General features: G+C 57.2%; 33 protein-coding genes. All 33 read right to left on the bottom strand.

Annotated features, from left to right (window positions below; translation table 11 throughout):
* Nucleotides 1-1,032: a polyphosphate kinase 2 gene (gene ppk2, locus BKA12_RS00835; protein ID WP_183639937.1), complete on the bottom strand. Its 1,032-nt coding sequence runs from the start codon at nucleotides 1,030-1,032 to the stop codon at nucleotides 1-3.
* Between the two features lie 147 nt (nucleotides 1,033-1,179).
* Nucleotides 1,180-1,677, bottom strand: coding sequence for a 30S ribosomal protein S9 (rpsI, locus tag BKA12_RS00830; protein WP_183639935.1), 498 nt, complete (start codon nucleotides 1,675-1,677; stop codon nucleotides 1,180-1,182).
* A gap of 38 nt (nucleotides 1,678-1,715) precedes the next feature.
* On the bottom strand, nucleotides 1,716-2,159 hold the full coding sequence (rplM, locus tag BKA12_RS00825) for a 50S ribosomal protein L13 (RefSeq protein WP_183639933.1): 444 nt from the start codon (nucleotides 2,157-2,159) through the stop codon (nucleotides 1,716-1,718).
* A gap of 268 nt (nucleotides 2,160-2,427) precedes the next feature.
* Entirely contained in the window at nucleotides 2,428-3,333 is a 906-nt protein-coding gene (gene truA / locus BKA12_RS00820) for a tRNA pseudouridine(38-40) synthase TruA (RefSeq protein WP_183644329.1), read from the bottom strand.
* A 74-nt stretch (nucleotides 3,334-3,407) separates the two neighbouring features.
* A complete protein-coding gene (gene rplQ, locus BKA12_RS00815; protein WP_183639931.1) occupies nucleotides 3,408-3,977 on the bottom strand; it encodes a 50S ribosomal protein L17 in 570 nt (189 codons plus the stop codon).
* Between the two features lie 82 nt (nucleotides 3,978-4,059).
* Entirely contained in the window at nucleotides 4,060-5,058 is a 999-nt protein-coding gene (locus BKA12_RS00810) for a DNA-directed RNA polymerase subunit alpha (protein ID WP_183639929.1), read from the bottom strand.
* Between the two features lie 191 nt (nucleotides 5,059-5,249).
* On the bottom strand, nucleotides 5,250-5,651 hold the full coding sequence (gene rpsK, locus BKA12_RS00805; protein ID WP_183639926.1) for a 30S ribosomal protein S11: 402 nt from the start codon (nucleotides 5,649-5,651) through the stop codon (nucleotides 5,250-5,252).
* Between the two features lie 40 nt (nucleotides 5,652-5,691).
* Nucleotides 5,692-6,066: a 30S ribosomal protein S13 gene (gene rpsM, locus BKA12_RS00800; RefSeq protein ID WP_183639924.1), complete on the bottom strand. Its 375-nt coding sequence runs from the start codon at nucleotides 6,064-6,066 to the stop codon at nucleotides 5,692-5,694.
* 183 nt (nucleotides 6,067-6,249) lie between these two features.
* Entirely contained in the window at nucleotides 6,250-6,363 is a 114-nt protein-coding gene (rpmJ, locus tag BKA12_RS00795) for a 50S ribosomal protein L36 (protein WP_071894985.1), read from the bottom strand.
* Between the two features lie 27 nt (nucleotides 6,364-6,390).
* On the bottom strand, nucleotides 6,391-6,612 hold the full coding sequence (gene infA / locus BKA12_RS00790; protein WP_071894984.1) for a translation initiation factor IF-1: 222 nt from the start codon (nucleotides 6,610-6,612) through the stop codon (nucleotides 6,391-6,393).
* A gap of 216 nt (nucleotides 6,613-6,828) precedes the next feature.
* Nucleotides 6,829-7,659 (bottom strand): type I methionyl aminopeptidase, encoded by an 831-nt coding sequence (gene map / locus BKA12_RS00785; RefSeq protein WP_183639922.1) that lies wholly within the window; start codon nucleotides 7,657-7,659, stop codon nucleotides 6,829-6,831.
* 16 nt (nucleotides 7,660-7,675) lie between these two features.
* A complete protein-coding gene (locus BKA12_RS00780; protein WP_183639920.1) occupies nucleotides 7,676-8,245 on the bottom strand; it encodes an adenylate kinase in 570 nt (189 codons plus the stop codon).
* A complete protein-coding gene (gene secY / locus BKA12_RS00775; RefSeq protein ID WP_183639918.1) occupies nucleotides 8,242-9,546 on the bottom strand; it encodes a preprotein translocase subunit SecY in 1,305 nt (434 codons plus the stop codon). The genes BKA12_RS00780 and secY overlap by 4 nt, the downstream gene beginning before the upstream one ends.
* A 258-nt stretch (nucleotides 9,547-9,804) precedes the next feature.
* Nucleotides 9,805-10,257 (bottom strand): 50S ribosomal protein L15, encoded by a 453-nt coding sequence (gene rplO, locus BKA12_RS00770; RefSeq protein ID WP_071894980.1) that lies wholly within the window; start codon nucleotides 10,255-10,257, stop codon nucleotides 9,805-9,807.
* 2 nt (nucleotides 10,258-10,259) lie between these two features.
* Entirely contained in the window at nucleotides 10,260-10,466 is a 207-nt protein-coding gene (gene rpmD, locus BKA12_RS00765; protein WP_183639916.1) for a 50S ribosomal protein L30, read from the bottom strand.
* Nucleotides 10,467-11,177, bottom strand: a complete 711-nt coding sequence (rpsE, locus tag BKA12_RS00760) for a 30S ribosomal protein S5 (RefSeq protein ID WP_271394555.1) — start codon at nucleotides 11,175-11,177, stop codon at nucleotides 10,467-10,469.
* A complete protein-coding gene (gene rplR, locus BKA12_RS00755) occupies nucleotides 11,174-11,545 on the bottom strand; it encodes a 50S ribosomal protein L18 (RefSeq protein ID WP_183639914.1) in 372 nt (123 codons plus the stop codon). The genes rpsE and rplR overlap by 4 nt, the downstream gene beginning before the upstream one ends.
* Nucleotides 11,546-11,547: 2 nt before the next feature.
* A complete protein-coding gene (gene rplF, locus BKA12_RS00750; RefSeq protein WP_183639912.1) occupies nucleotides 11,548-12,084 on the bottom strand; it encodes a 50S ribosomal protein L6 in 537 nt (178 codons plus the stop codon).
* 18 nt (nucleotides 12,085-12,102) lie between these two features.
* Nucleotides 12,103-12,501 (bottom strand): 30S ribosomal protein S8, encoded by a 399-nt coding sequence (gene rpsH, locus BKA12_RS00745; protein ID WP_183639910.1) that lies wholly within the window; start codon nucleotides 12,499-12,501, stop codon nucleotides 12,103-12,105.
* A gap of 58 nt (nucleotides 12,502-12,559) precedes the next feature.
* Nucleotides 12,560-13,132: a 50S ribosomal protein L5 gene (gene rplE, locus BKA12_RS00740; RefSeq protein ID WP_183639908.1), complete on the bottom strand. Its 573-nt coding sequence runs from the start codon at nucleotides 13,130-13,132 to the stop codon at nucleotides 12,560-12,562.
* On the bottom strand, nucleotides 13,132-13,476 hold the full coding sequence (gene rplX, locus BKA12_RS00735; RefSeq protein ID WP_183639906.1) for a 50S ribosomal protein L24: 345 nt from the start codon (nucleotides 13,474-13,476) through the stop codon (nucleotides 13,132-13,134). Before rplX ends, rplE begins: the two co-directional genes overlap by 1 nt.
* A 2-nt stretch (nucleotides 13,477-13,478) precedes the next feature.
* Nucleotides 13,479-13,847 (bottom strand): 50S ribosomal protein L14, encoded by a 369-nt coding sequence (gene rplN, locus BKA12_RS00730; RefSeq protein WP_183639904.1) that lies wholly within the window; start codon nucleotides 13,845-13,847, stop codon nucleotides 13,479-13,481.
* Between the two features lie 401 nt (nucleotides 13,848-14,248).
* Complete coding sequence (gene rpsQ, locus BKA12_RS00725) at nucleotides 14,249-14,536, bottom strand: 30S ribosomal protein S17 (protein WP_183639902.1); 288 nt, start codon at nucleotides 14,534-14,536, stop codon at nucleotides 14,249-14,251.
* Nucleotides 14,536-14,862, bottom strand: a complete 327-nt coding sequence (rpmC, locus tag BKA12_RS00720) for a 50S ribosomal protein L29 (RefSeq protein WP_183639900.1) — start codon at nucleotides 14,860-14,862, stop codon at nucleotides 14,536-14,538. Before rpmC ends, rpsQ begins: the two co-directional genes overlap by 1 nt.
* 3 nt (nucleotides 14,863-14,865) lie before the next feature.
* Nucleotides 14,866-15,282 carry a 50S ribosomal protein L16 gene (gene rplP, locus BKA12_RS00715; RefSeq protein ID WP_183639898.1) on the bottom strand — a complete coding sequence of 139 codons (417 nt, stop codon included), beginning with the start codon at nucleotides 15,280-15,282 and terminating at the stop codon, nucleotides 14,866-14,868.
* A complete protein-coding gene (rpsC, locus tag BKA12_RS00710) occupies nucleotides 15,283-16,101 on the bottom strand; it encodes a 30S ribosomal protein S3 (protein ID WP_183639896.1) in 819 nt (272 codons plus the stop codon). It abuts the gene before it with no gap.
* Nucleotides 16,102-16,467: a 50S ribosomal protein L22 gene (gene rplV / locus BKA12_RS00705; protein WP_183639894.1), complete on the bottom strand. Its 366-nt coding sequence runs from the start codon at nucleotides 16,465-16,467 to the stop codon at nucleotides 16,102-16,104.
* 67 nt (nucleotides 16,468-16,534) lie between these two features.
* The gene (gene rpsS / locus BKA12_RS00700; protein ID WP_183639892.1) at nucleotides 16,535-16,816 is read right to left on the bottom strand and encodes a 30S ribosomal protein S19; all 282 of its coding nucleotides are present in this window, start codon (nucleotides 16,814-16,816) and stop codon (nucleotides 16,535-16,537) included.
* A gap of 12 nt (nucleotides 16,817-16,828) precedes the next feature.
* The gene (rplB, locus tag BKA12_RS00695; RefSeq protein WP_183639890.1) at nucleotides 16,829-17,668 is read right to left on the bottom strand and encodes a 50S ribosomal protein L2; all 840 of its coding nucleotides are present in this window, start codon (nucleotides 17,666-17,668) and stop codon (nucleotides 16,829-16,831) included.
* Between the two features lie 30 nt (nucleotides 17,669-17,698).
* Nucleotides 17,699-18,004 carry a 50S ribosomal protein L23 gene (gene rplW, locus BKA12_RS00690; RefSeq protein WP_183639888.1) on the bottom strand — a complete coding sequence of 102 codons (306 nt, stop codon included), beginning with the start codon at nucleotides 18,002-18,004 and terminating at the stop codon, nucleotides 17,699-17,701.
* Complete coding sequence (gene rplD / locus BKA12_RS00685) at nucleotides 18,001-18,606, bottom strand: 50S ribosomal protein L4 (RefSeq protein ID WP_183639886.1); 606 nt, start codon at nucleotides 18,604-18,606, stop codon at nucleotides 18,001-18,003. Before rplD ends, rplW begins: the two co-directional genes overlap by 4 nt.
* 4 nt (nucleotides 18,607-18,610) lie before the next feature.
* On the bottom strand, nucleotides 18,611-19,261 hold the full coding sequence (rplC, locus tag BKA12_RS00680) for a 50S ribosomal protein L3 (protein WP_183639884.1): 651 nt from the start codon (nucleotides 19,259-19,261) through the stop codon (nucleotides 18,611-18,613).
* Between the two features lie 20 nt (nucleotides 19,262-19,281).
* Nucleotides 19,282-19,590 (bottom strand): 30S ribosomal protein S10, encoded by a 309-nt coding sequence (gene rpsJ, locus BKA12_RS00675; protein WP_003803825.1) that lies wholly within the window; start codon nucleotides 19,588-19,590, stop codon nucleotides 19,282-19,284.
* Nucleotides 19,591-19,930 lie beyond the last annotated feature (340 nt).

The raw sequence follows: 19,930 nt of genomic DNA, 5'->3' as shown, positions 1-19,930 counted from the left end.
CTAACCAATCTTATGCCCATGGTCCGAATTTTCGGGTGAGGTTGGGTTGACCACAGGGAAGATTGCCGAATCAGTTTCGCCCTCGTCCAGAACGCTCGACGCCCGGCCCACGATCAGCGGATCCGGAGCACGCACCACTCGCGGATTCTTGTTGGGGTAGTCCAAGGTATTCAGGACATGACGCATAGCTTCGAGACGCGCACGCTTCTTGTCATTGGATTTCACCACAGTCCACGGTGCATCGGCGGTGTCCGTATAGAAAAACATCGCCTCCTTGGCCTCGGTGTACTCATCCCATTTGTCGAGGGACGCCAAGTCAGTCGGTGAGAGCTTCCACTGGCGTACCGGATCAGTCTCACGGTTGGCGAAGCGTGACAGCTGCTCTTCGCGGCCTACAGAGAACCAGAACTTCACCAAGTGAATGCCAGAGTTCACGAGCATCCGCTCGAGCGACGGCGCCTCGCGCATGAACTCCAAATACTGTTGCGGCGTGCAGTAGCCCATCACCCTCTCCACACCAGCACGGTTGTACCAAGAGCGGTCCATCATCACGATCTCGCCGCCTGAGGGCAAGTGCGCAATATAGCGCTGGAAATACCACTGCGACCGTTCCTCATCCGTGGGCTTTTCCAAGGCCACGATGCGCGCACCACGGGGATTCAGATGTTCGTTGAAACGCTTGATCGCGCCACCCTTGCCGGCCGCATCGCGACCTTCAAAGATGATGAGAACCTTCTGGCCAGTGTCCTTGACCCACAACTGCAGTTTCAGGAGCTCAATCTGCAGTCGGCGCTTCTCGCGCTCATAAGCACGGCGCGAAAGCTTAGTGTCATAGGGGTAGTTGTGACGCCATGCATCCGGGTTGATACGGGGAACAGCTTTGTTATTCGACTTCTTGTTCAGTTCCCGCAGCTCATCAAGTTCGCTCGCATAGTCCACGGTGACTGAAATGCGCGGTTCTTCCTCGCTACTTACAGGCGGAACGGCGGACGTGGAGGAAGGCTGTTGGCCATTAAGATTCTCTGCGCTCATGAGCTACCCCTTGGTTTATGGTTGTGCTGCTTGAATTCTAATGGCGAGAAGAACCCCCAAAGTACGGAACCTTAAAACAAAAGAACCCCACCCGAAGGTGAGGTTCTTTTGAGACTGAGACGCCAGCTGCGGCGTCGTAAGCGAATATTAACGCTTGGAGTACTGAGGTGCCTTGCGGGCCTTCTTGAGACCAGCCTTCTTGCGTTCGATAACGCGAGCGTCACGAGTCAAGAAGCCAGCCTTTTTCAAAGCTGGGCGGTTGTTGTCGCGGTCGATCTCGTTGAGCGCGCGAGCGATACCCAAACGAAGAGCGCCAGCCTGGCCGGAAGCTCCACCGCCGTGAATGCGAGCAATCACGTCGTAAGCGCCTTCAAGCTCAAGAAGCTTGAATGGCTCGTTAACTTCCTGCTGGTGCAACTTGTTTGGGAAGTAGTTGGCGAGTTCGCGACCGTTGATGGTCCACGATCCGGAGCCTGGAACCACGCGAACGCGGGCAACGGCTTCCTTGCGGCGTCCAACAGCGCCACCGGCAACGGTCAAAGCTGGGCGCTCTGCCTTTGCGGTCTCGTCTGCTGCAACCGACTCGGAGGTGTAGGACGCCGGGGCATCCTCAAATTCATTTAGCTCTTCAGTATTCTGAGCCACTGTTTCTCCTTAGAAAATGGTTTTCTGGTGGCCCAGGACTACTGAGAGACCTGGGTGATTTCGAACGACTTTGGCTGCTGCGCGGCGTGTGGGTGCTCTGCACCGCGGTACACCTTCAGCTTCGTGAGCTGATCTGCAGCGAGGGAGTTCTTAGGAAGCATGCCCTTGACAGCCTTCTGGACTGCAAGCACAGGGTTCTTTTCCAAGAGCTCCGCGTAGTTAACGGACTTGAGGCCACCCGGGTAACCCGAGTGACGGTAGGCGCGCTTCTGCTCGAGCTTTGCGCCGGTCAATGCAACCTTCTCAGCGTTGATGATGATGACGAAGTCACCCATGTCAGCGTGTGGAGCAAAGGTTGGCTTGTGCTTTCCGCGCAGCAAGGTTGCGGTCTGGCTGGCGAGGCGGCCGAGCACAACGTCGGTGGCGTCAATGACGTGCCACTGACGATTGGCATCGCCTGGCTTCGGTGTGTACGTACGCACGGTAATTGCCTTCATTTCTTAGTATCTGGTCAAGCGCTATTTCGTTTTGCGACGTGAGACTCGCAATTCAAATGCACTGTGGTGTCTGCGCACTGACCAGTTTGCCCGTGTGAGGATTAAGCGAACCGGTCGTCCTAAAAGCTGCCTCAGACTTCGTAGACCAGGACTCTGCAACTGAGTCGTCACGCGAAGTAAGTTGTGTTAGGCATAGGACAAGCACAACAGCTATCAATCTTACCAAAGGACTACCAGCCGCGCCAAACGTGGGTTATGCTTGCGAGCTTTCAGCCGGACGACGCCGCGCACGGGTCATATTGGCTCGAGCCTCAAGCTGCGACTCCTCGGGGTACTTCACTTCCTCAAGCACGAGCGGATGCGGGGGCGCCAAAAGCGAGCGCGAGTCCCTGACTTGGAGCTCAAGGCGATGACGGAGCCAACCGGCCTCTTCACGCCCCTCCCCTACCAATAGCGAAGCGCCGATCAGCGAGCGCACCATGCTGTGACAGAAAGCATCCGCTTGAAGGTGCGCGGTGATGTATCCGAAGGAGTCGCGCTCGAACCGGAAGTCCTGCAGCGTGCGAAGCGTGGTGGCGCCCTCTCGGGGCTTGCAGAAGCTCAGAAAGTCGTGATGACCTAGAACGCTCTGTGCTTCGCGGTTCATCAGGTCCACATCCAGGGTGGCGTCCACGTACAGCGTGGAGTTACGTACCAGCGGATCCACGGTGATGCTCGCGTCAGAAGTTCGGTAGCTATAGCGCCGCCACAATGCGGAGAAGCGTGCGTCAAATCCTTGCGGAGCGCGTTGAGTTTCATGGATGACGACGGCGCCTGCCCCGGTACGCTTCAAAATTCCGTTGAGGCGTCGCTTCAGTGCCTCTTCCGCGGACAGGGTCTTGCCACGGTTCAGGGCGGCGTATTCGGCCTCGGTGAGATCGCAATGGACGACTTGGCCACGAGCATGAACGCCGGCATCAGTACGCCCTGCCACCACGGTGCGGACATCGCGCCGCACAATCAACGCAAGTGCGTCTTCGACTCGTCCCTGAACTGTTGTCAGACCCGGCTGCCGAGCCCACCCGGCGAAAGCTGCGCCGTCGTACGCTAAGCGAATCATCATCCGAACTAGAGCCGGGGCACTCGCGGTCGCGTCTACGGCGACCCAACCCTCATCCATCACCCAGTCATCTTAACGCAGGAAGCCCGCCCCCTTGCGGGTGACGGGCTTCCTGAAATGCGAAGTGATGAAGACTACTTGGCTTCTTCGGCCTTGTCGTCTGCAGCTTCCTCAGCAACAACCTCTTCAGCCGGAGCTTCGGTGGTCTCTTCTGCGGTAGCTTCGGTGACCTCTTCAGCTGGAGCCTGGGTCTCTTCAACCTCAGCCTCAACTGGACCGGACGTCTCGGCAGCCTTTTCAGCTTCCTTGACGACAGCCTGCTTTGGGGAAAGTGGCTCCATCACGAGCTCGATAACAGCCATAGGAGCGTTGTCGCCCTTACGGTTACCGATCTTCGTGATACGGGTGTATCCACCTTCGCGGTTAGCCATAACAGGAGCAATGTTTTCGAACAATTCGTAAACGATGCCCTTGTTGGTGCGGCTGCGAGGAGCAATCACGGACTGCACCTGACGGCGTGCTGCGAGGTCGCCCTGCTTCGCGAACGTGATGAGACGCTCTGCGAACGGACGAAGACGCTTGGCCTTGGTCACGGTGGTGGTGATGGACTTGTGCTCAAACAACTGAGCAGACAAGTTTGCGAGCATCAATCGCTCGTGGGCCGGTGAACCGCCGAGGCGTGGGCCCTTAGTAGGGGTAGGCATTGAAGTTCTCCTAATGGGGAGCCCTGAAACCCTTTAGGGTCCTGGGCACAATTTGATGTTTTCGACGTTTAAGAGCGAGCTCTTAGAATTCGTCGTCGTAGTCTTCGTCGTCCATAGCGGCACGAGCAGCGAGATCGAAACCTGGAGGGGAATCCTTGAGGGACATTCCCAGGTCTACGAGCTTCGCCTTGACCTCGTCAATGGACTTCGCACCAAAATTGCGGATATCCATCAGGTCGGCTTCGGAGCGTGCAACCAGCTCGCCTACAGTGTGAATTCCTTCACGCTTCAGGCAGTTGTAAGAACGAACCGTGAGCTCAAGCTCTTCGATCGGCATGTTGTACTTGATGGCGTCGCCACCCTCAGACGTGCTGGGGCCCAAGTCAATGCCTTCGGCTTCAGTGTTGAGTTCGTGTGCAAGACCGAACAATTCCACCAAGGTGGAACCTGCGGAAGCCACGGCGTCACGAGGAGACATGGATTCCTTCGTCTCAACATCGAGCACCAACTTGTCAAAGTCAGTGCGCTGCTCTACACGAGTAGCTTCAACGTTGAACGTCACCTTGAGCACTGGCGAGTAAATCGAGTCAACCGGAATACGGCCGATCTCGGCGTCAGCGCTCTTGTTCTGTGCAGCCGAAACGTAGCCACGGCCACGTTCGATCGTCAGTTCCATGTCGAACTTGCCGTTGCCATTAAGCGTGGCAATGTGCAGGTCCGTGTTGTGGAACTCAACACCAGCCGGCGGCGTGATATCCGCAGCCGTAACCTCGCCCGAGGTCTGCTTGCGCAAGTACGCAACAACAGGCTCGTCATGCTCCGAAGAGACAGCAAGATTCTTGATGTTCAAGATCAGCTCGGTGACATCTTCCTTGACACCCGGAACCGTGGTGAACTCGTGCAACACACCGTCGATGCGCACGCTGGTTACAGCGGCACCCGGGATGGAAGACAACAAGGTACGGCGCAGGGAGTTGCCAATGGTGTAGCCGAAGCCGGGCTCAAGCGGTTCGATCGTGAACCGAGAGCGAGTCTCGGAGATCTTTTCTTCAGTAAGGGTTGGGCGCTGTGCAATAAGCACTTTTATTTCCTTTCGCGAGCATCCGCTATATGACGCATCACATTCGGTTGGAAATGACGTCTGCCGTGCGGCCTGCGTCTCTTCGAGGCTGGTTCTCGAGCGCCGCAGGTCACTTGCCTAGCTTTCCTGATTGACCTAGTCAATTCAAGAATATTCAGCAAAGTGAGCCTGCGGCTCGAGAATTCAGCTAATTAGACGCGGCGACGCTTGGATGGGCGGCAGCCGTTGTGTGCGCTCGGGGAAACATCCGAAATGGATCCAACCTCGAGGCCAGCGGCCTGCAAGGAACGGATCGCGGTTTCGCGTCCCGAACCTGGGCCCTTGACGAATACGTCAACCTTGCGCATGCCGTGCTCCTGAGCGCGCTTTGCAGCGGACTCGGCAGCCATCTGAGCAGCGTATGGGGTGGACTTACGGGAGCCCTTGAATCCAACTTCGCCGGCGGAAGCCCACGAGATTACCGCGCCCGTTGGGTCGGTGATGGAAACGATGGTGTTGTTGAACGTGCTCTTGATGTGGGCCTGGCCCACGGCAACGTTCTTTTTATCCTTACGACGCGGCTTGCGAACCGCGCCACGAGTCTTTGGGGGCATTTCTTCTCCTACGAAATCTTTGGCTTAAGTTTCGCTATTTCTAGCGGGTCTTCTTCTTACCGGCAACGGTGCGCTTTGGTCCCTTACGGGTACGCGCGTTGGTCTTGGTACGCTGACCGCGGACCGGCAGGCCCTTACGGTGGCGAATGCCCTCGTAGGATCCGATCTCAACCTTGCGGCGGATATCGGCCGCGACTTCGCGGCGAAGATCGCCTTCAACCTTGAAATTGCCTTCGATGTAATCGCGGAGCTGAACGAGCTCAGCGTCAGAGAGATCCTTGACGCGGGTGTTCGGGTCAATCCCGGTCTCTGCGATCGTTTGTTCTGCACGGGTCTTGCCCACGCCGTAGATGTAGGTGAGCGCAATGATCACGCGCTTTTCGCGCGGGATGTCTACGCCAGCGAGACGAGCCATACTGGTTCACTCTTTCTTTATTCGCGGAGGTCTTCAACAATCCGGCCTCACTGTGATGGTGAGTCCCCGGCCTCCGTGCCGGGGGTGCACTTCCCTTGCGGGAAGTTGGATTGCCTTTATGTTGTGGTACTACGCGCAGGCCAGATCTCCCGAAATCGGGAGACCATCCCTTGAATCAGGAATTTAGCCCTGGCGCTGCTTGTGGCGTGGGTTCTCGCAGATCACCATGACCCGGCCATTACGGCGGATCACTTTGCACTTATCGCAGATCGGCTTCACGCTCGGATTTACCTTCACGGTATTTGTCCTTTGCGGTTGCGGTTTTTACTTGTAGCGGTAAACGATGCGGCCGCGGTTGAGATCGTAGGGGCTGAGCTCAACCACAACGCGATCCTCGGGGAGGATACGGATGTAGTGCTGACGCATCTTTCCCGAAATAGTCGCGAGTACTACGTGCTCGTTTTGCAACTTCACGCGGAACATCGCATTGGGCAACGCCTCAGTGACGGTACCCTCTACTTCAATCACACCTTCTTTTTTGGCCATATCCTCCGCTAACTTTGGGCACAACTTACCCAGCGGGTAAATTGCGTTGAATAGAATCGGCTTCAGAATCTGGGCTAGGGCGCTGATGCATTCACATGATCAGAAATTAGGCACACAGATAGAGACAGCCGAAGATCTAGTTTACTCACTAGTCCCTTACATAAGCAAACCGGCCAGCGCATGATATACGCCGGCCGGTTTGCTGTATAGAGGTACTTAGTCGAGTGGAGAAGGAGTCACGCCGAATTCGGCAAGACGTGCCGCTCCCCCATCGGGAGCAGTCAGCACCCAAATGCCACCCATATGAACGGCCACGGTGTGCTCCCACTGCGACGCACGTGACTTGTCATTTGTGACAACGGTCCATTCGTCGGCCAGCGTGGTGGTTTCGATCTTTCCACGAACAAGCATTGGCTCGATGGCGATGCACAAGCCCGGCTTCACGCGTGGTCCACGGTGTCCCGAACGGTAGTTCAAGACATCTGGCGCCTGATGCATCGCCGAGCCGATGCCGTGACCTACGTAGTCTTCCAGGATGCCCAGTGGCGCCCCTTCAGCTGCAGTCACGTAGTCATCGATGGCATTTCCGATGTCTCCCACGTAGCGAGCGGAAGCCAAAGCGGCAATCCCCGCCCACATAGCTCCTTCGGTGACGTCGGACAGACGCTGGTCTTCCGGATCAATCGTGGAACCAACCAGGACAGTGCGTGCGGAGTCGGCGTGCCAACCCTCAACGATCGCGCCGCCATCAATCTTGAGAACGTCGCCGTCCTTGAGCACTCGGTTGCCCGGGATGCCGTGGACCACTTCTTCGTTCACCGACGCACAGATGGTCGCCGGGAAGTCGAAGTAGCCCAAGAAGTTGCTCTTGGCGTTGTGGCGAGCCAAGACGCCGGCGAACACGTTGTCCAGTTCTTTCGTGGTGACGCCTACAGCGGCAGCAGCCACCGTCTCGTCAAGTGCCTCCGAAAGAACAAGACCCGCCTTGCGCATGCGCAAGATATCCGCGTTGGTCTTGTACTCAATCTTGGGTTGGCCGAATGCCATGTGTTCCTTCTTATACTTACTTAGCGCCGAGAGCGTCCAAAACGCGCTCAGTCACTTCGTCGATCTCACCCAGTCCGTTGACTTCGCGAACAATGCCGCGGTCCTGGTACTGGTCGATGACTACCTGAGTCTCCTGGTGGTACAGGGACAAGCGGTGACGGATTACTTCAGCGTTGTCATCCTGACGACCTTCGATCTCGGCACGCTTCAACAAACGGTCCACGAGCTCGTCATCATCAGCGGTCAGCAACAACACGGCGTCGAGCTGAGCGTCCTTCTCGGCGAGAATCTCGTCGAGGGCGATCACCTGAGGGGCCGTGCGTGGGTAGCCGTCCAGCAAGAAGCCGTCAGCGACGTCTTCCTGGTGCAAGCGGTCACGAACCATGTTGTTCGTTACCGAGTCCGGCACGAAGTCGCCATTGTCGATGTACTTCTTGGCTTCGATGCCAAGAGGCGTCATCTCTTTGACGTTCGCACGGAAGATGTCACCCGTGGAGATTGCCACTACACCGAGGCGCTCGGATATACGAGCAGCCTGCGTTCCTTTGCCGGAACCTGGAGGGCCAATGATCAAGAGTCGGGTCATCGCAAAAGTCCTTCATAGTGTCGCTGTTGCATTTGAGCATTGATTTGCTTGACGGTTTCCAGACCCACACCAACCATGATGAGGATCGAAGTTCCACCAAACGGGAAGTTCTGGTTTGCACCAATCATGACGAATGCGACGAGCGGAATGAGCGCCACGAACGCCAAGTAAATAGCTCCCGAGAACGTGATGCGGCTCAGTACGTACTGCAAGTATTCAGCCGTTGGTCGACCCGCACGGATACCCGGGATGAATCCACCGTACTTCTTCATGTTGTCTGAGACCTCATCCGGGTTGAATGTGATCGAAACATAGAAGTAAGTGAAGAACAGAGTGAGGAGTACGTAGACCGTCATGTACAGCGGTGACGTGCTCGTCAAGTGAGTCTGGATCCAGGTTGCCCAGTCCGGCAAGGTTCCATCAGGACGCATGTTGAACTGCACCAGCGTGCTTGGCAGCGCCAGCATGGAGCTCGCGAAGATCACGGGGATCACGCCGGCCATGTTGACCTTGATGGGGATGTACGTGGAGGTTCCGCCAACGGTGCGGCGGCCAATCATGCGCTTGGCGTACTGAACTGGCACGCGACGCTGCGACTGCTCCACGAAGACCACAAGGCCCAGGATGATCAATCCGATCAGAATGACGAGCGAGAACACTCCCCAACCCTGCGTGGTGGCGATGGCGCCCATGGATGCTGGGAAGCCGGAAGCGATCGAAACGAAGATCAGGATGGACATACCATTGCCCACGCCGCGCTCGGTAATGATTTCGCCGAGCCACATGATGAGGGACGTACCTGCGGTGAGCGTGATGATCATCAGCAAGACGTGGATGAGATCGTCGTTCGGGACAATCGGGTACGGACAGCCGGAGAATAGAGAGCCGGAACGTGCTAGCGAGACCAGCGTGGTGGCCTGCAAGAGACCCAGCGCAATAGTCAGGTAGCGCGTGTACTGCGTGAGCTTAGACTGGCCGGCCTGTCCTTCTTGGTGCAGCTCTTCGAAGCGTGGAATGACCACACGCAACAACTGCACAATGATGGACGCCGTAATGTACGGCATGATTCCCATCGCGAAGATGGAGACCTGGAGGAGCGCGCCACCACTAAAGAGGTTTACGAACTGGTACAAACCACCGGTTGTATTACCGAGTGCCAGACACTGCTGTACAGCGCCGTAGTCCACCCCGGGTGCGGGGATATACACGCCAAGGCGATAAATCGCGATGATACCGAGCGTGAACAGCACTTTGTTGCGCAGGTCAGGCGTCCGGAAAACCCGGGCAATGGCGCTAAACAAGCGTCCTCCTGAGAAGAATGAGGTTCCGAGATGACGGAAATGACTAGTTGAGTGTATCGGCTCTGGCTGGAAGTACGGTTAACGCGGGGCCCACATCATGGACTACGACGCCGCCGCACGGCCTAGCGAGAAGGCTTTCAGTACGCTCAATGGGGCAATTATTTTGCTATGAGAGAAGCGAAAAGGCCTTTGGCGGCCGGTAAACCGACTCGCCAAAGGCCTTACGCATTGCTCATTCTCGAATATTCGAGGTGAGACTTAGAGCTCGGAGATGGATCCGCCGGCTGCCTGAATCTTTTCTGCTGCGGAAGCAGAGAAAGCGTCAACCTTTACATCCACCTTGACCGTGATGTCGCCAGAGCCAAGGACCTTTACAGGCTGGTTCTTGCGAACAGCACCGGCTGCTACAAGCTTGTCAACGGTGATTTCGCCACCTTCTGGGAACAACTCCGAGATGCGGTCCAGGTTAACAACCTGGAACTCAACGCGGAAGGGGTTCTTGAAGCCGCGAAGCTTCGGCAAGCGCATCTGCAGCGGCAACTGGCCACCGGCAAAGCCGGCCTTGACCTGGTAGCGCGCCTTGGTGCCCTTGGTACCGCGACCAGCGGTCTTACCCTTGGAAGCTTCACCACGACCAACGCGGGTCTTGGCGGTCTTCGCGCCGGGTGCTGGACGCAGGTCGTGGACCTTAATTGCGTTTTCTTCAGCCATGATTACTCAGCCTCCTCTACCTTCACGAGGTGCGGAACCGTGTTAACCATGCCCACCGTAACGGCGTCTGCAGTGCGAACGACCGTGTGGCCGATGCGCTTGAGACCGAGGGAGCGGAGGGTGTCCCGCTGGTTCTGCTTGCCGCCAATGACGGACTTGATCTGGGTGATTGCCAACGACTTCTCGCTGGGAACAAGGTTCTTAGCCATTTAGACCCCTGCCTTCTGGTTCTGGAGGGTGCGCAACATTGCGTGAGGCACAACCTCGTCCAAAGGCAGACCACGGCGAGCAGCAACGGCTGCTGGCTCCTCGAGGCGCTTGAGCGCATCGATGGTGCCGTGAACCATGTTGATCTGGTTGGTCGAACCCATGGACTTGGAAAGCACGTCGTGGATGCCTGCGCATTCCAAGACGGCGCGGATTGGACCACCGGCGATAACACCGGTACCCGGCGAAGCCGGACGCAAGAGGACAACGCCTGCAGCGGCTTCACCCTGCACGAGGTGCGGGATGGTGGTGCCAACGCGTGGAACGCGGAAGAAGGACTTCTTAGCCTCTTCAACGCCCTTAGCGATTGCTGCTGGAACTTCCTTAGCCTTGCCGTAGCCAACGCCAACCAAGCCGTTGCCGTCACCGACAACTACAAGTGCGGTGAAGCTGAAGCGACGACCACCCTTGACAACCTTGGAAACGCGGTTGATGGTCACAACGCGCTCAAGGAACTTGTCCTTTTCTTCGGTGCGATCGTTGCCACGACGGTCTCCACGGCCACGGCCTTCGCCGCGTCCGCGACCCTCGCCACGTCCGCGGTTGTCGCCGCGTCCGCCACGAGCGTTAGCCTCGGTGGTTTCTTCCGTTGCCTCGGTGGCCTCGGTGTTTTCAGTCACCTGGGGATCCTTCTGGTTGTTTTCTTCGCTCACAGTGCCAACCCACCTTCACGTGCTCCGTCGGCAACCGCGGCCACACGGCCGTGGTACTTGTTTCCACCGCGGTCGAAGATCACAGCTTCAACGCCGGCAGCCTTGGCGCGCTCTGCTACGAGCTCACCAACACGCTTTGCCTTTGCGGTCTTGTCACCTTCGAAGCCGCGCAAGTCAGCTTCCATGGTGGACGCGTAAGCAACGGTCTTGCCCTGCGTGTCATCAACGATCTGAACGAAGATGTGACGTGCAGAGCGGTTGACGACCAAACGCGGACGCGCAGTGGTGCCAGAGATACGCTTGCGGACGCGGAGGTGGCGACGGCCACGGGCTGCGGCCTTGGATTTGCCTCGAATTCCGATAGCCATAATTACTTACCAGCCTTTCCGACCTTGCGGCGGATGTTCTCGCCCGCGTAGCGGATGCCCTTGCCCTTATATGGGTCCGGCTTGCGGAGCTTACGAATGTTAGCCGCAACTTCGCCGACCTGCTGCTTGCTGATGCCAGAAACAGTGACCTTGTTAGCGCCGTCAACGGTGAAAGAGATGCCTTCTGGCGCCTCTACAGTGACCGGGTGCGAGTAACCAAGAGCGAACTCAAGGTTTGCGCCCTTAGCCTGCACACGGTAACCGGTACCGTGGATTTCGAGCTTCTTCGAGTAACCCTCGGTGACACCCTGGATCATGTTTGAGATCAAGGTGCGGGTCAATCCGTGCAACGAACGCGATTCGCGCTCATCGTTCGGACGAGAAACCGTGATGGTGTTCTCTTCCTGAGTAAGCGTGAGGATTGCAGGAATCGTGTGGCTCAATTCGCCCTTAGATCCCTTGACGTTCACCACAGGTCCGTCGATCTTGACTTCAACGCCGGAGGGAACGGTGATGGGAAGACGTCCAATACGTGACATGGTTTCTTCTCCTTTCCGTTACCAGACGTAGGCGAGGACTTCCCCACCCACGCCCTTCTTTGCAGCCTGGCGGTCCGTCAAAAGACCGGAAGACGTGGACAAGATTGCAATTCCAAGGCCACCCAAAACGTGTGGGAGGTTGGTGGACTTTGCGTAAACGCGAAGACCTGGCTTGGAGATGCGGCGAACACCCGCGATGGAGCGCTCACGGTTCGGGCCGAACTTCAACGAGATGGTCAGCTTCTTGCCAACCTCTGCGTCTTCTTCAGCGAAATCGGCGATGTAACCCTCGTTCTTGAGGATCTCCGCTACGCGCACCTTCAGCTTAGAAGATGGCATCGCCACGGAATCGTGGTGAGCGGAGTTTGCGTTGCGCAGACGCGTCAGCATATCTGCGACAGGATCTGTCATAGTCATGTGGGCTTTAGCCCTTCCTCGTCATGGTTTCCGCAGTGCGGACCTGTGACGTAGTTGGTTAGTTTTCGTCAGCCTTGAAAGGGAAGCCGAGCGCCTTGAGGAGCGCAAAGCCTTCTTTGTCGGTCTTAGCGGTGGTCACCAAGGTGATGTCCATACCGCGTGGGCGGTCAACGTTGTCCTGGTTGATTTCGTGGAACATAACCTGCTCCGTCAAACCGAACGTGTAGTTGCCATTGCCGTCGAACTGCTTGCCGTTGAGGCCGCGGAAGTCGCGGATACGTGGCAATGCAAGGGTGACCAAGCGGTCCACGAATTCCCACATGCGGTCGCCGCGCAGCGTGGTGTGCGCGCCAATCGGCATGCCTTCGCGAAGCTTGAACTGTGCAATCGACTTGCGAGCCTTCGTTACCATCGGCTTCTGGCCGGTGATAGCGGTGAGGTCACGAATCGCACCTTCAATGAGCTTGGAATCCTTAGCGGCTTCACCGACACCCATGTTCACGACGACCTTAACAAGGCCTGGAATCTGCATGACGTTTCCGTAGCCGAACTCCTGCTGGAGGGACTCGCGGATTTCGCTCTTGTACTTTGCCTTGAGGCGTGGCTCAATCTTTACTGCGGTCTCAGTCATCACAGTGCCTTTCCGGAAGCCTTGGCGAAGCGAACGCGAACGGTCTTCTTGACACCGTTCTTTTCAACTTCTTCCTCACGGAATCCAACGCGGGTCGGCTTCTTGGTCTCTGGGTCTACCACCATCACATTAGAAATGTGAACTGGAGCCTCAACAACCGTCAAACCGCCGGTCACTGCACCGGACTCGTTCTGACCTGCACGTACGTGCTTCGTCACGCGGTTAACACCCTCGACGAGGACACGCTGGGCTTCGGGAAGGACCTGAAGGACCTTGCCCGTCTTGCCCTTATCCTTGCCGCTGATGACCTGGACGAGATCGTCTTTCTTGATCTTTGCACCCATAGTTACAGCACCTCCGGAGCCAAGGAGACGATCTTCATGAACTTCTTGTCGCGCAACTCGCGGCCCACTGGGCCGAAGATACGAGTTCCACGAGGTTCGCCGTCATTCTTCAAGATGACTGCTGCGTTCTCATCGAACTTGATGTAGGAACCATCCGCACGGCGGCGTTCCTTCTTGGTACGGACGATAACCGCCTTAACGACGTCGCCCTTCTTTACGTTTCCGCCAGGGATTGCATCCTTGACGGTGGCGACGATGACGTCACCAATGCCTGCGTAGCGGCGCTTGGAGCCACCGAGCACACGAATAGCCAAGATTTCCTTGGCACCGGTGTTATCGGCAACCTTCAGCCGCGACTCCTGCTGAATCACTTGTGATCTCCTGTCGTCTCACTGGTTCTCACGAATGAGCCTTGTGGAACGGATGATGGACTCATTGAACACTTCGCTTACCCCTACCTTTGGAGGGCAACCGGCCTCGCCCCACAAGGGCGGACTGGAGGTTACCAAAAAGCAGGGCCGAGGCACTGGGTCCAATGCTGTGTGCGCACCTTTGTGGCACGCGGATCCCGTGACGGAAGGTGGATAGTCTTTCGCCCGTGGACGCACAGAACCACAAGTCTACCCGATTCCCTTAGTTTGTGCGAATTCCATTGTCAAGCTCTCCCCCAGCCTTGGCACGCCGGCGAGCTGCGTCGTCGTACCCAAAAATTGGAGTTAAAAACCGGAAGCCCGGCAGGATTTCTCCTACCGGGCCACCAGAATGTGAAAGCTTACTTAGCCTTCTCGACGATTTCGACGAGACGCCAGCGCTTGTCAGCAGACAAAGGACGAGTCTCAGCGATAACTACCAAGTCGCCAATGCCGGCCTGGTTGTTCTCATCGTGAGCCTTGAGCTTCTTGTTGCGGCGAAGAACCTTGCCATAAAGCGCGTGCTTCTTGCGGTCCTCAACGTCAACAACGATGGTCTTCTGCATCTTGTCAGACACGACGTAACCACGAAGGGTACGGCGGGAATTGCGCTCAGCCTGTTCCGCTACAGCGTTTTCGTTTTCGCTCATTACTTAGCCTCCTCCGTAGCCTCGTCGGTTGCGGTCTCTTCAGACTTCTTGGAAGCCTTCTTAGCCTTCTTGTCGGCCTTCTCTTCAACTGCAGGAGCAGCAACCTCGGCACGAATGCCCAGCTCGCGCTCACGCAGCACGGTGTAAATGCGAGCGATGTCGCGCTTTACAGCCTTGAGACGTCCGTTGGAGTCAAGCTGACCCGTTGCGGACTGGAAGCGAAGGTTGAACAACTCTTCCTTAGCCTTCTTCAACTCGTCTGCAAGACGAGCGTTGTCAAACTGATCCAACTGCTCTACGGCAAGATCCTTGGTACCAATAGCCATGGATTATTCACCACCCTCACGACGAACGATGCGAGCCTTGAGCGGAAGCTTGTGGATCGCGAGACGAAGTGCTTCACGAGCAACTTCATCACTGACACCGGAGAGCTCAAAGAGCACGCGTCCCGGCTTGACGTTTGCAACCCACCACTCCGGAGAACCCTTACCGGAACCCATACGGGTTTCAGCAGGCTTCTTCGTCAATGGGCGGTCTGGATAAATGTTGATCCAGACCTTACCGCCACGCTTGATGTGACGGGTCATGGCGATACGAGCTGCTTCGATCTGGCGGTTCGTAACGTACGCAGGCGTCAAAGCCTGGATACCCCACTCACCGAACGAAACAGTGGTGCCGCCCTTTGCAGCGCCGGAACGACCCGGGTGGTGCTGCTTACGGTGCTTCACACGACGGGGAATAAGCATTTAGGCTTCTCCTCCTTCAGCGGCAACTGGTGCTGCGGTCTCGGCAACTGGTGCCTGGGCCTCAGCAGCAGGAGCTGCATTGCGGTCATTACGACGGCGACGCTCGCCAGAAGCGGGGCGTCCCGGACGGTCGCTACGGCCTCGCGCTGGAGCTGCTGCAGCCTGAGCTGCGAGTTCCTTCGAGGTCAAGTCGCCCTTGTAGACCCAAACCTTCACGCCAATACGGCCGAAGGTGGTCTTAGCTTCGAACTTGCCGTAGTCGATGTTCGCACGGAGGGTGTGAAGCGGCACGCGGCCTTCACGGTAGAACTCCTTGCGGGACATTTCAGCGCCACCGAGGCGGCCCGAGCACTGCACGCGGATGCCCTTGGCACCTGCACGCATAGCCGACTGCATAGCCTTCTTCATCGCGCGGCGGAAAGCCACACGCGAAGCAAGCTGCTCGGCGATGCCCTGAGCAACAAGCTGAGCTTCGATCTCGGGGTTCTTGACCTCGAGGATGTTCAGCTGAACCTGCTTGCCCGTGAGCTTCTCAAGCTCGCCGCGGATGCGGTCTGCTTCAGCGCCACGACGGCCGATAACGATGCCCGGACGAGCGGTGTGGATGTCAACACGAACGCGGTCACGCGTACGCTCGATCTCAACCTTCGCGATGCCGGCACGTTCCATGCCGGTGGTCATGAGCTCGCGGATCTTGATGTCCTCACGAACATAGTCCTTGTAGCGCTGACCTGGCTTGTTACCGTCTGCGTACCAGTGAGCAACGTGATCCGTCGTGATGCCAAGACGGAATCCGTTTGGATTAACCTTCTGACCCATTTACTTCTCCCCACCCTTCTCAGGGGTAGCGACGACCACGGTGATGTGGCTGGTGCGCTTGTTGATACGGTAAGCGCGGCCCTGGGCACGCGGCTGGAACCGCTTCATGGTCGGTCCTTCGTCAACGAATGCTTCGCTAACAAAGAGTTCATCTTCATTGAAGGCTACGCCGTCGCGGTCTGCGGCGACGCGAGCGTTGGCCACAGCTGAGGCCAACACCTTGTACACAGGCTCAGAAGCGCCCTGCTGGGCAAACTTCAAGATCGCCAATGCCTCATTCGCTTGCTTACCACGAACCAGGTTGACGACGCGCCGGGCCTTCATGGGCGTTACGCGGATGTGGCGCGCAATTGCCTTGGCTTCCATTGCTTTCCTCTTCTTTCAAAAATCGGAAGAAGTGCTTGCAACGCTTTGTTTCTCTTTACAGAGAGACTTAGCGACGCTTGCCCTTCTTGTCGTCCTTCACGTGGCTGCGGAAAGTACGCGTAGGAGCGAACTCGCCGAGCTTGTGTCCAACCATGGCTTCGGTAACGAATACAGGGATGTGCTTGCGTCCGTCGTGTACGGCGATCGTGTGTCCGAGCATGTCGGGGATGATCATCGAACGGCGGGACCAGGTCTTGATGACGTTCTTGGTGCCCTTTTCGTTCTGATTAGCGACCTTTACAAAAAGGTGCTGATCGACGAAGGGGCCCTTCTTCAGGCTACGTGGCATGTCTCCAGGCTCCTATCGCTTGTTATTGCCAGTACGACGGCGACGAACAATGAGCTTGTCGCTTTCCTTATTCGGACGACGGGTGCGGCCTTCCGGCTTACCGTTCGGGTTGACCGGGTGACGACCACCGGAGGTCTTACCTTCACCACCACCATGTGGGTGATCGACCGGGTTCATGGCAACACCGCGAACGGTTGGGCGAACGCCCTTCCAGCGCATACGGCCAGCCTTACCCCAGTTGATGTTCGACTGCTCAGCGTTTCCGACCTCGCCGATCGTCGCGCGGCAGCGGACGTCAACGTTGCGGATTTCGCCGGAAGGCAAACGCAACTGTGCGAAGCGGCCTTCGCGAGCGACGAGCTGAATGGACGCACCAGCGGAGCGAGCCATCTTTGCGCCGCCACCTGGGCGAAGCTCCACAGCGTGGATAACGGTACCCACTGGGATGTTGCGAAGTGGCAAGTTGTTGCCTGGCTTGATGTCAGCGTTTGGACCGGCCTCGACCTTGTCACCCTGCTTGAGCTTTTCCGGAGCGATGATGTATCGCTTCGCGCCATCTGCATAGTGAAGAAGAGCAATACGTGCCGTGCGGTTTGGGTCGTACTCGATGTGAGCAACGGTTGCTGGCACGCCGTCCTTGTCGTGACGACGGAAGTCGATCAGACGGTACTGACGCTTGTGTCCGCCACCCTTGTGACGGGTGGTGATCTTACCGGTGTTGTTACGTCCACCGCTCTTGGTGAGCGGACGAAGCAACGACTTTTCCGGGGTCGATCGCGTGATTTCTGCGAAGTCGGCTACCGAGGAGCCGCGAAGGCCCGGGGTAGTCGGCTTGAATTTACGGATTCCCATAATTTATTTCCTCGTTAAAGTGGTCTCCGCTTAGGAAAGCGGACCGCCGAAGATGTCGATAGTGCCTTCCTTCAAGGTGACGATTGCGCGCTTAGTCTTGTTGCGCGATCCCCACCCGAGGCGGGTGCGCTTACGCTTCCCGGCACGGTTGATGGTGTTAACGGAATCAACCTTCACGTTGAAGATAGCTTCAATCGCTTGCTTGATTTCCGTCTTGTTCGAGCGTGGATCAACGATGAAGGTGTAACGACCTTCGTCATTGAGCACGTAGCTCTTCTCGGAAACTACCGGACGAACGATGACGTCGTGCGGTGCCTTGCCAATAAGGTTGCTCACTTGGCGTCCTCCTTGTTGACGAGTGCCTCGAAAGCAGCCTTCGTGAAGACAACGTCGTCAGAAACCAGGACATCGTAGGTGTTGAGCTGGTCAACGTAGATGGCGTGTACTTCTGGGATGTTGCGCACCGAGAGTGCGGTCACGTCGTTCGTGCGGTCGATGACAACGAGCAGGTTCTTGCGATCCGACAAACCGCGCAACGTTGCCAATGCTTCCTTGGTGGACGGCGTGGTGCCGGCAACCAAAGACTCAACAACGTGGATGCGGTTGTTACGAGCGCGATCAGAAAGCGCACCGCGGAGAGCAGCTGCCTTCATCTTCTTAGGGGTACGCTGCGAGTAATCGCGAGGCGTTGGACCGTGGACAATGCCACCGCCGGTCATGTGAGGTGCACGGATCGAGCCCTGACGAGCGCGACCGGTTCCCTTCTGCTTGAACGGCTTACGTCCAGCGCCAGAAACTTCGCCGCGGGACTTCACCTTGTGGGTGCCCTGACGAGCTGCTGCGAGCTGTGCAACGACAACCTGGTGCATGAGCGGAACGTTCGACTGAACGTCGAAGATCTCTGCTGGGAGATCTACCTTAAGTGCCTGAGTAGCCATTTACTTATGCTCCCTTCACGGCGCTGCGGACGAGAACGACCTGGCCGCGAGCGCCTGGAACGGCGCCCTTGATCAACAGAAGGTTCTTCTCAACGTCAACACCGTGAAGCGTCAGGTTGAGAGTGGTGTGGCGAACGGCGCCCATACGGCCGGCCATGCGAACACCCTTGAAAACGCGGGACGGGGTGGAAGCTCCACCGATCGAGCCCGGCTTACGGTGGTTCTTGTGTGCACCGTGGGATGCTCCAACGCCATGGAAGCCGTGGCGCTTCATGACACCTGCAAAGCCCTTACCCTTGGACTTGCCAACAACGTCAACCTTTTGTCCAGCTTCGAAAAGCTCGACGGTGAGTTCCTGGCCAAGTTCGTAGGAATCAGCGTCTGCGGTGCGCAATTCAACAACGTGGCGGCGTGGGGTAACACCAGCAGTCTCAAAGTGGCCTGCGAGTGGCTTCGTTACCTTGCGTGGGTCGATCTGGCCGTAGCCGATCTGTACGGCGGTGTAACCGTCGCGCTCTGCATTGCGCAGCTGCGTGACAACGTTAGAGTCCGCCTGGACAACCGTGACGGGGATGAGCTTGTTGGTTTCATCCCACACCTGGGTCATGCCGAGCTTCGTGCCCAACAATCCTTTGACATTACGAAGAGTGGTCATAGTTCTCTCAGCACCTCCCTCTAAAGCTTGATTTCGATGTTGACGTCTGCTGGCAAGTCAAGACGCATAAGCGAATCGACAGCCTTTGGCGTCGGGTCAATGATGTCGATCAACCGCTTGTGGGTGCGCATTTCGAAGTGCTCGCGGCTGTCCTTGTACTTGTGCGGCGAACGGATAACGCAGTACACGTTCTTCTCCGTTGGCAGCGGCACAGGGCCAACCACGGTAGCGCCTGCACGCGTCACCGTCTCAACGATCTTCCGTGCTGAAACGTCAATGACCTCGTGGTCATACGACTTCAGCCGGATGCGGATTTTTTGTCCCGCCATGGCTCTTAGCCTCTTTCTGCAGTAATAACTGTTTCGGTCAATGTGCCGAACGGGTCCATTCGTGTGGACCGGCACGCCTCCAACGGACTGAATCCGGATAAATCCGGGTTCCTCACCCCGCCGAGGCTCCGACCCCCGAACTCGGGCGTGTCGCGATCTCAAGGACGCGAAAGCACCTAAATTCTTGGGTGGGTCATGTTTGGGCTTCTCGTTTTCGGTCGGTAGCGACCCTTACCCCGGGCATTATCCCGAGAGGGACGCTATCTCGGTTGAATATTCTCGACGGCGACTTCTAGAACAGAAACCTGAACAGAAGAGGTCAAAGAGCATGAGAAAGCGC

It is taken from the genome of Neomicrococcus lactis, assembly GCF_014200305.1.
Lineage (GTDB): Bacteria > Actinomycetota > Actinomycetes > Actinomycetales > Micrococcaceae > Neomicrococcus > Neomicrococcus lactis.
This window is presented reverse-complemented; position numbering and strand designations above follow the sequence as displayed.

What these genes read in the sequence shown, in the direction of transcription:
- ppk2 (WP_183639937.1), bottom strand. Translation starts at nt 1,032, where the DNA reads ATGAGCGCAGAGAATCTTAATGGCCAACAGCCTTCCTCCACGTCCGCC.
- truA (WP_183644329.1), bottom strand. Translation starts at nt 3,333, where the DNA reads ATGGATGAGGGTTGGGTCGCCGTAGACGCGACCGCGAGTGCCCCGGCT.
- rplQ (WP_183639931.1), bottom strand. Translation starts at nt 3,977, where the DNA reads ATGCCTACCCCTACTAAGGGCCCACGCCTCGGCGGTTCACCGGCCCAC.
- rpsK (WP_183639926.1), bottom strand. Translation starts at nt 5,651, where the DNA reads ATGCCCCCAAAGACTCGTGGCGCGGTTCGCAAGCCGCGTCGTAAGGAT.
- rpsM (WP_183639924.1), bottom strand. Translation starts at nt 6,066, where the DNA reads ATGGCTCGTCTCGCTGGCGTAGACATCCCGCGCGAAAAGCGCGTGATC.
- infA (WP_071894984.1), bottom strand. Translation starts at nt 6,612, where the DNA reads ATGGCCAAAAAAGAAGGTGTGATTGAAGTAGAGGGTACCGTCACTGAG.
- map (WP_183639922.1), bottom strand. Translation starts at nt 7,659, where the DNA reads ATGGCATTCGGCCAACCCAAGATTGAGTACAAGACCAACGCGGATATC.
- BKA12_RS00780 (WP_183639920.1), bottom strand. Translation starts at nt 8,245, where the DNA reads ATGACCCGACTCTTGATCATTGGCCCTCCAGGTTCCGGCAAAGGAACG.
- rplO (WP_071894980.1), bottom strand. Translation starts at nt 10,257, where the DNA reads ATGGCTGAAGAAAACGCAATTAAGGTCCACGACCTGCGTCCAGCACCC.
- rpmD (WP_183639916.1), bottom strand. Translation starts at nt 10,466, where the DNA reads ATGGCTAAGAACCTTGTTCCCAGCGAGAAGTCGTTGGCAATCACCCAG.
- rplR (WP_183639914.1), bottom strand. Translation starts at nt 11,545, where the DNA reads ATGGCTATCGGAATTCGAGGCAAATCCAAGGCCGCAGCCCGTGGCCGT.
- rplF (WP_183639912.1), bottom strand. Translation starts at nt 12,084, where the DNA reads ATGTCACGTATTGGACGTCTTCCCATCACCGTTCCCTCCGGCGTTGAA.
- rpsH (WP_183639910.1), bottom strand. Translation starts at nt 12,501, where the DNA reads ATGACTATGACAGATCCTGTCGCAGATATGCTGACGCGTCTGCGCAAC.
- rplE (WP_183639908.1), bottom strand. Translation starts at nt 13,132, where the DNA reads ATGACTGAGACCGCAGTAAAGATTGAGCCACGCCTCAAGGCAAAGTAC.
- rplX (WP_183639906.1), bottom strand. Translation starts at nt 13,476, where the DNA reads ATGGGTGCAAAGATCAAGAAAGACGATCTCGTCCAGGTCATCAGCGGC.
- rpsQ (WP_183639902.1), bottom strand. Translation starts at nt 14,536, where the DNA reads ATGAGCGAAAACGAAAACGCTGTAGCGGAACAGGCTGAGCGCAATTCC.
- rpmC (WP_183639900.1), bottom strand. Translation starts at nt 14,862, where the DNA reads ATGGCTATTGGTACCAAGGATCTTGCCGTAGAGCAGTTGGATCAGTTT.
- rplP (WP_183639898.1), bottom strand. Translation starts at nt 15,282, where the DNA reads ATGCTTATTCCCCGTCGTGTGAAGCACCGTAAGCAGCACCACCCGGGT.
- rpsC (WP_183639896.1), bottom strand. Translation starts at nt 16,101, where the DNA reads ATGGGTCAGAAGGTTAATCCAAACGGATTCCGTCTTGGCATCACGACG.
- rplV (WP_183639894.1), bottom strand. Translation starts at nt 16,467, where the DNA reads ATGGAAGCCAAGGCAATTGCGCGCCACATCCGCGTAACGCCCATGAAG.
- rpsS (WP_183639892.1), bottom strand. Translation starts at nt 16,816, where the DNA reads ATGCCACGTAGCCTGAAGAAGGGCCCCTTCGTCGATCAGCACCTTTTT.
- rplB (WP_183639890.1), bottom strand. Translation starts at nt 17,668, where the DNA reads ATGGGAATCCGTAAATTCAAGCCGACTACCCCGGGCCTTCGCGGCTCC.
- rplD (WP_183639886.1), bottom strand. Translation starts at nt 18,606, where the DNA reads ATGGCTACTCAGGCACTTAAGGTAGATCTCCCAGCAGAGATCTTCGAC.
- rplC (WP_183639884.1), bottom strand. Translation starts at nt 19,261, where the DNA reads ATGACCACTCTTCGTAATGTCAAAGGATTGTTGGGCACGAAGCTCGGC.
- rpsJ (WP_003803825.1), bottom strand. Translation starts at nt 19,590, where the DNA reads ATGGCGGGACAAAAAATCCGCATCCGGCTGAAGTCGTATGACCACGAG.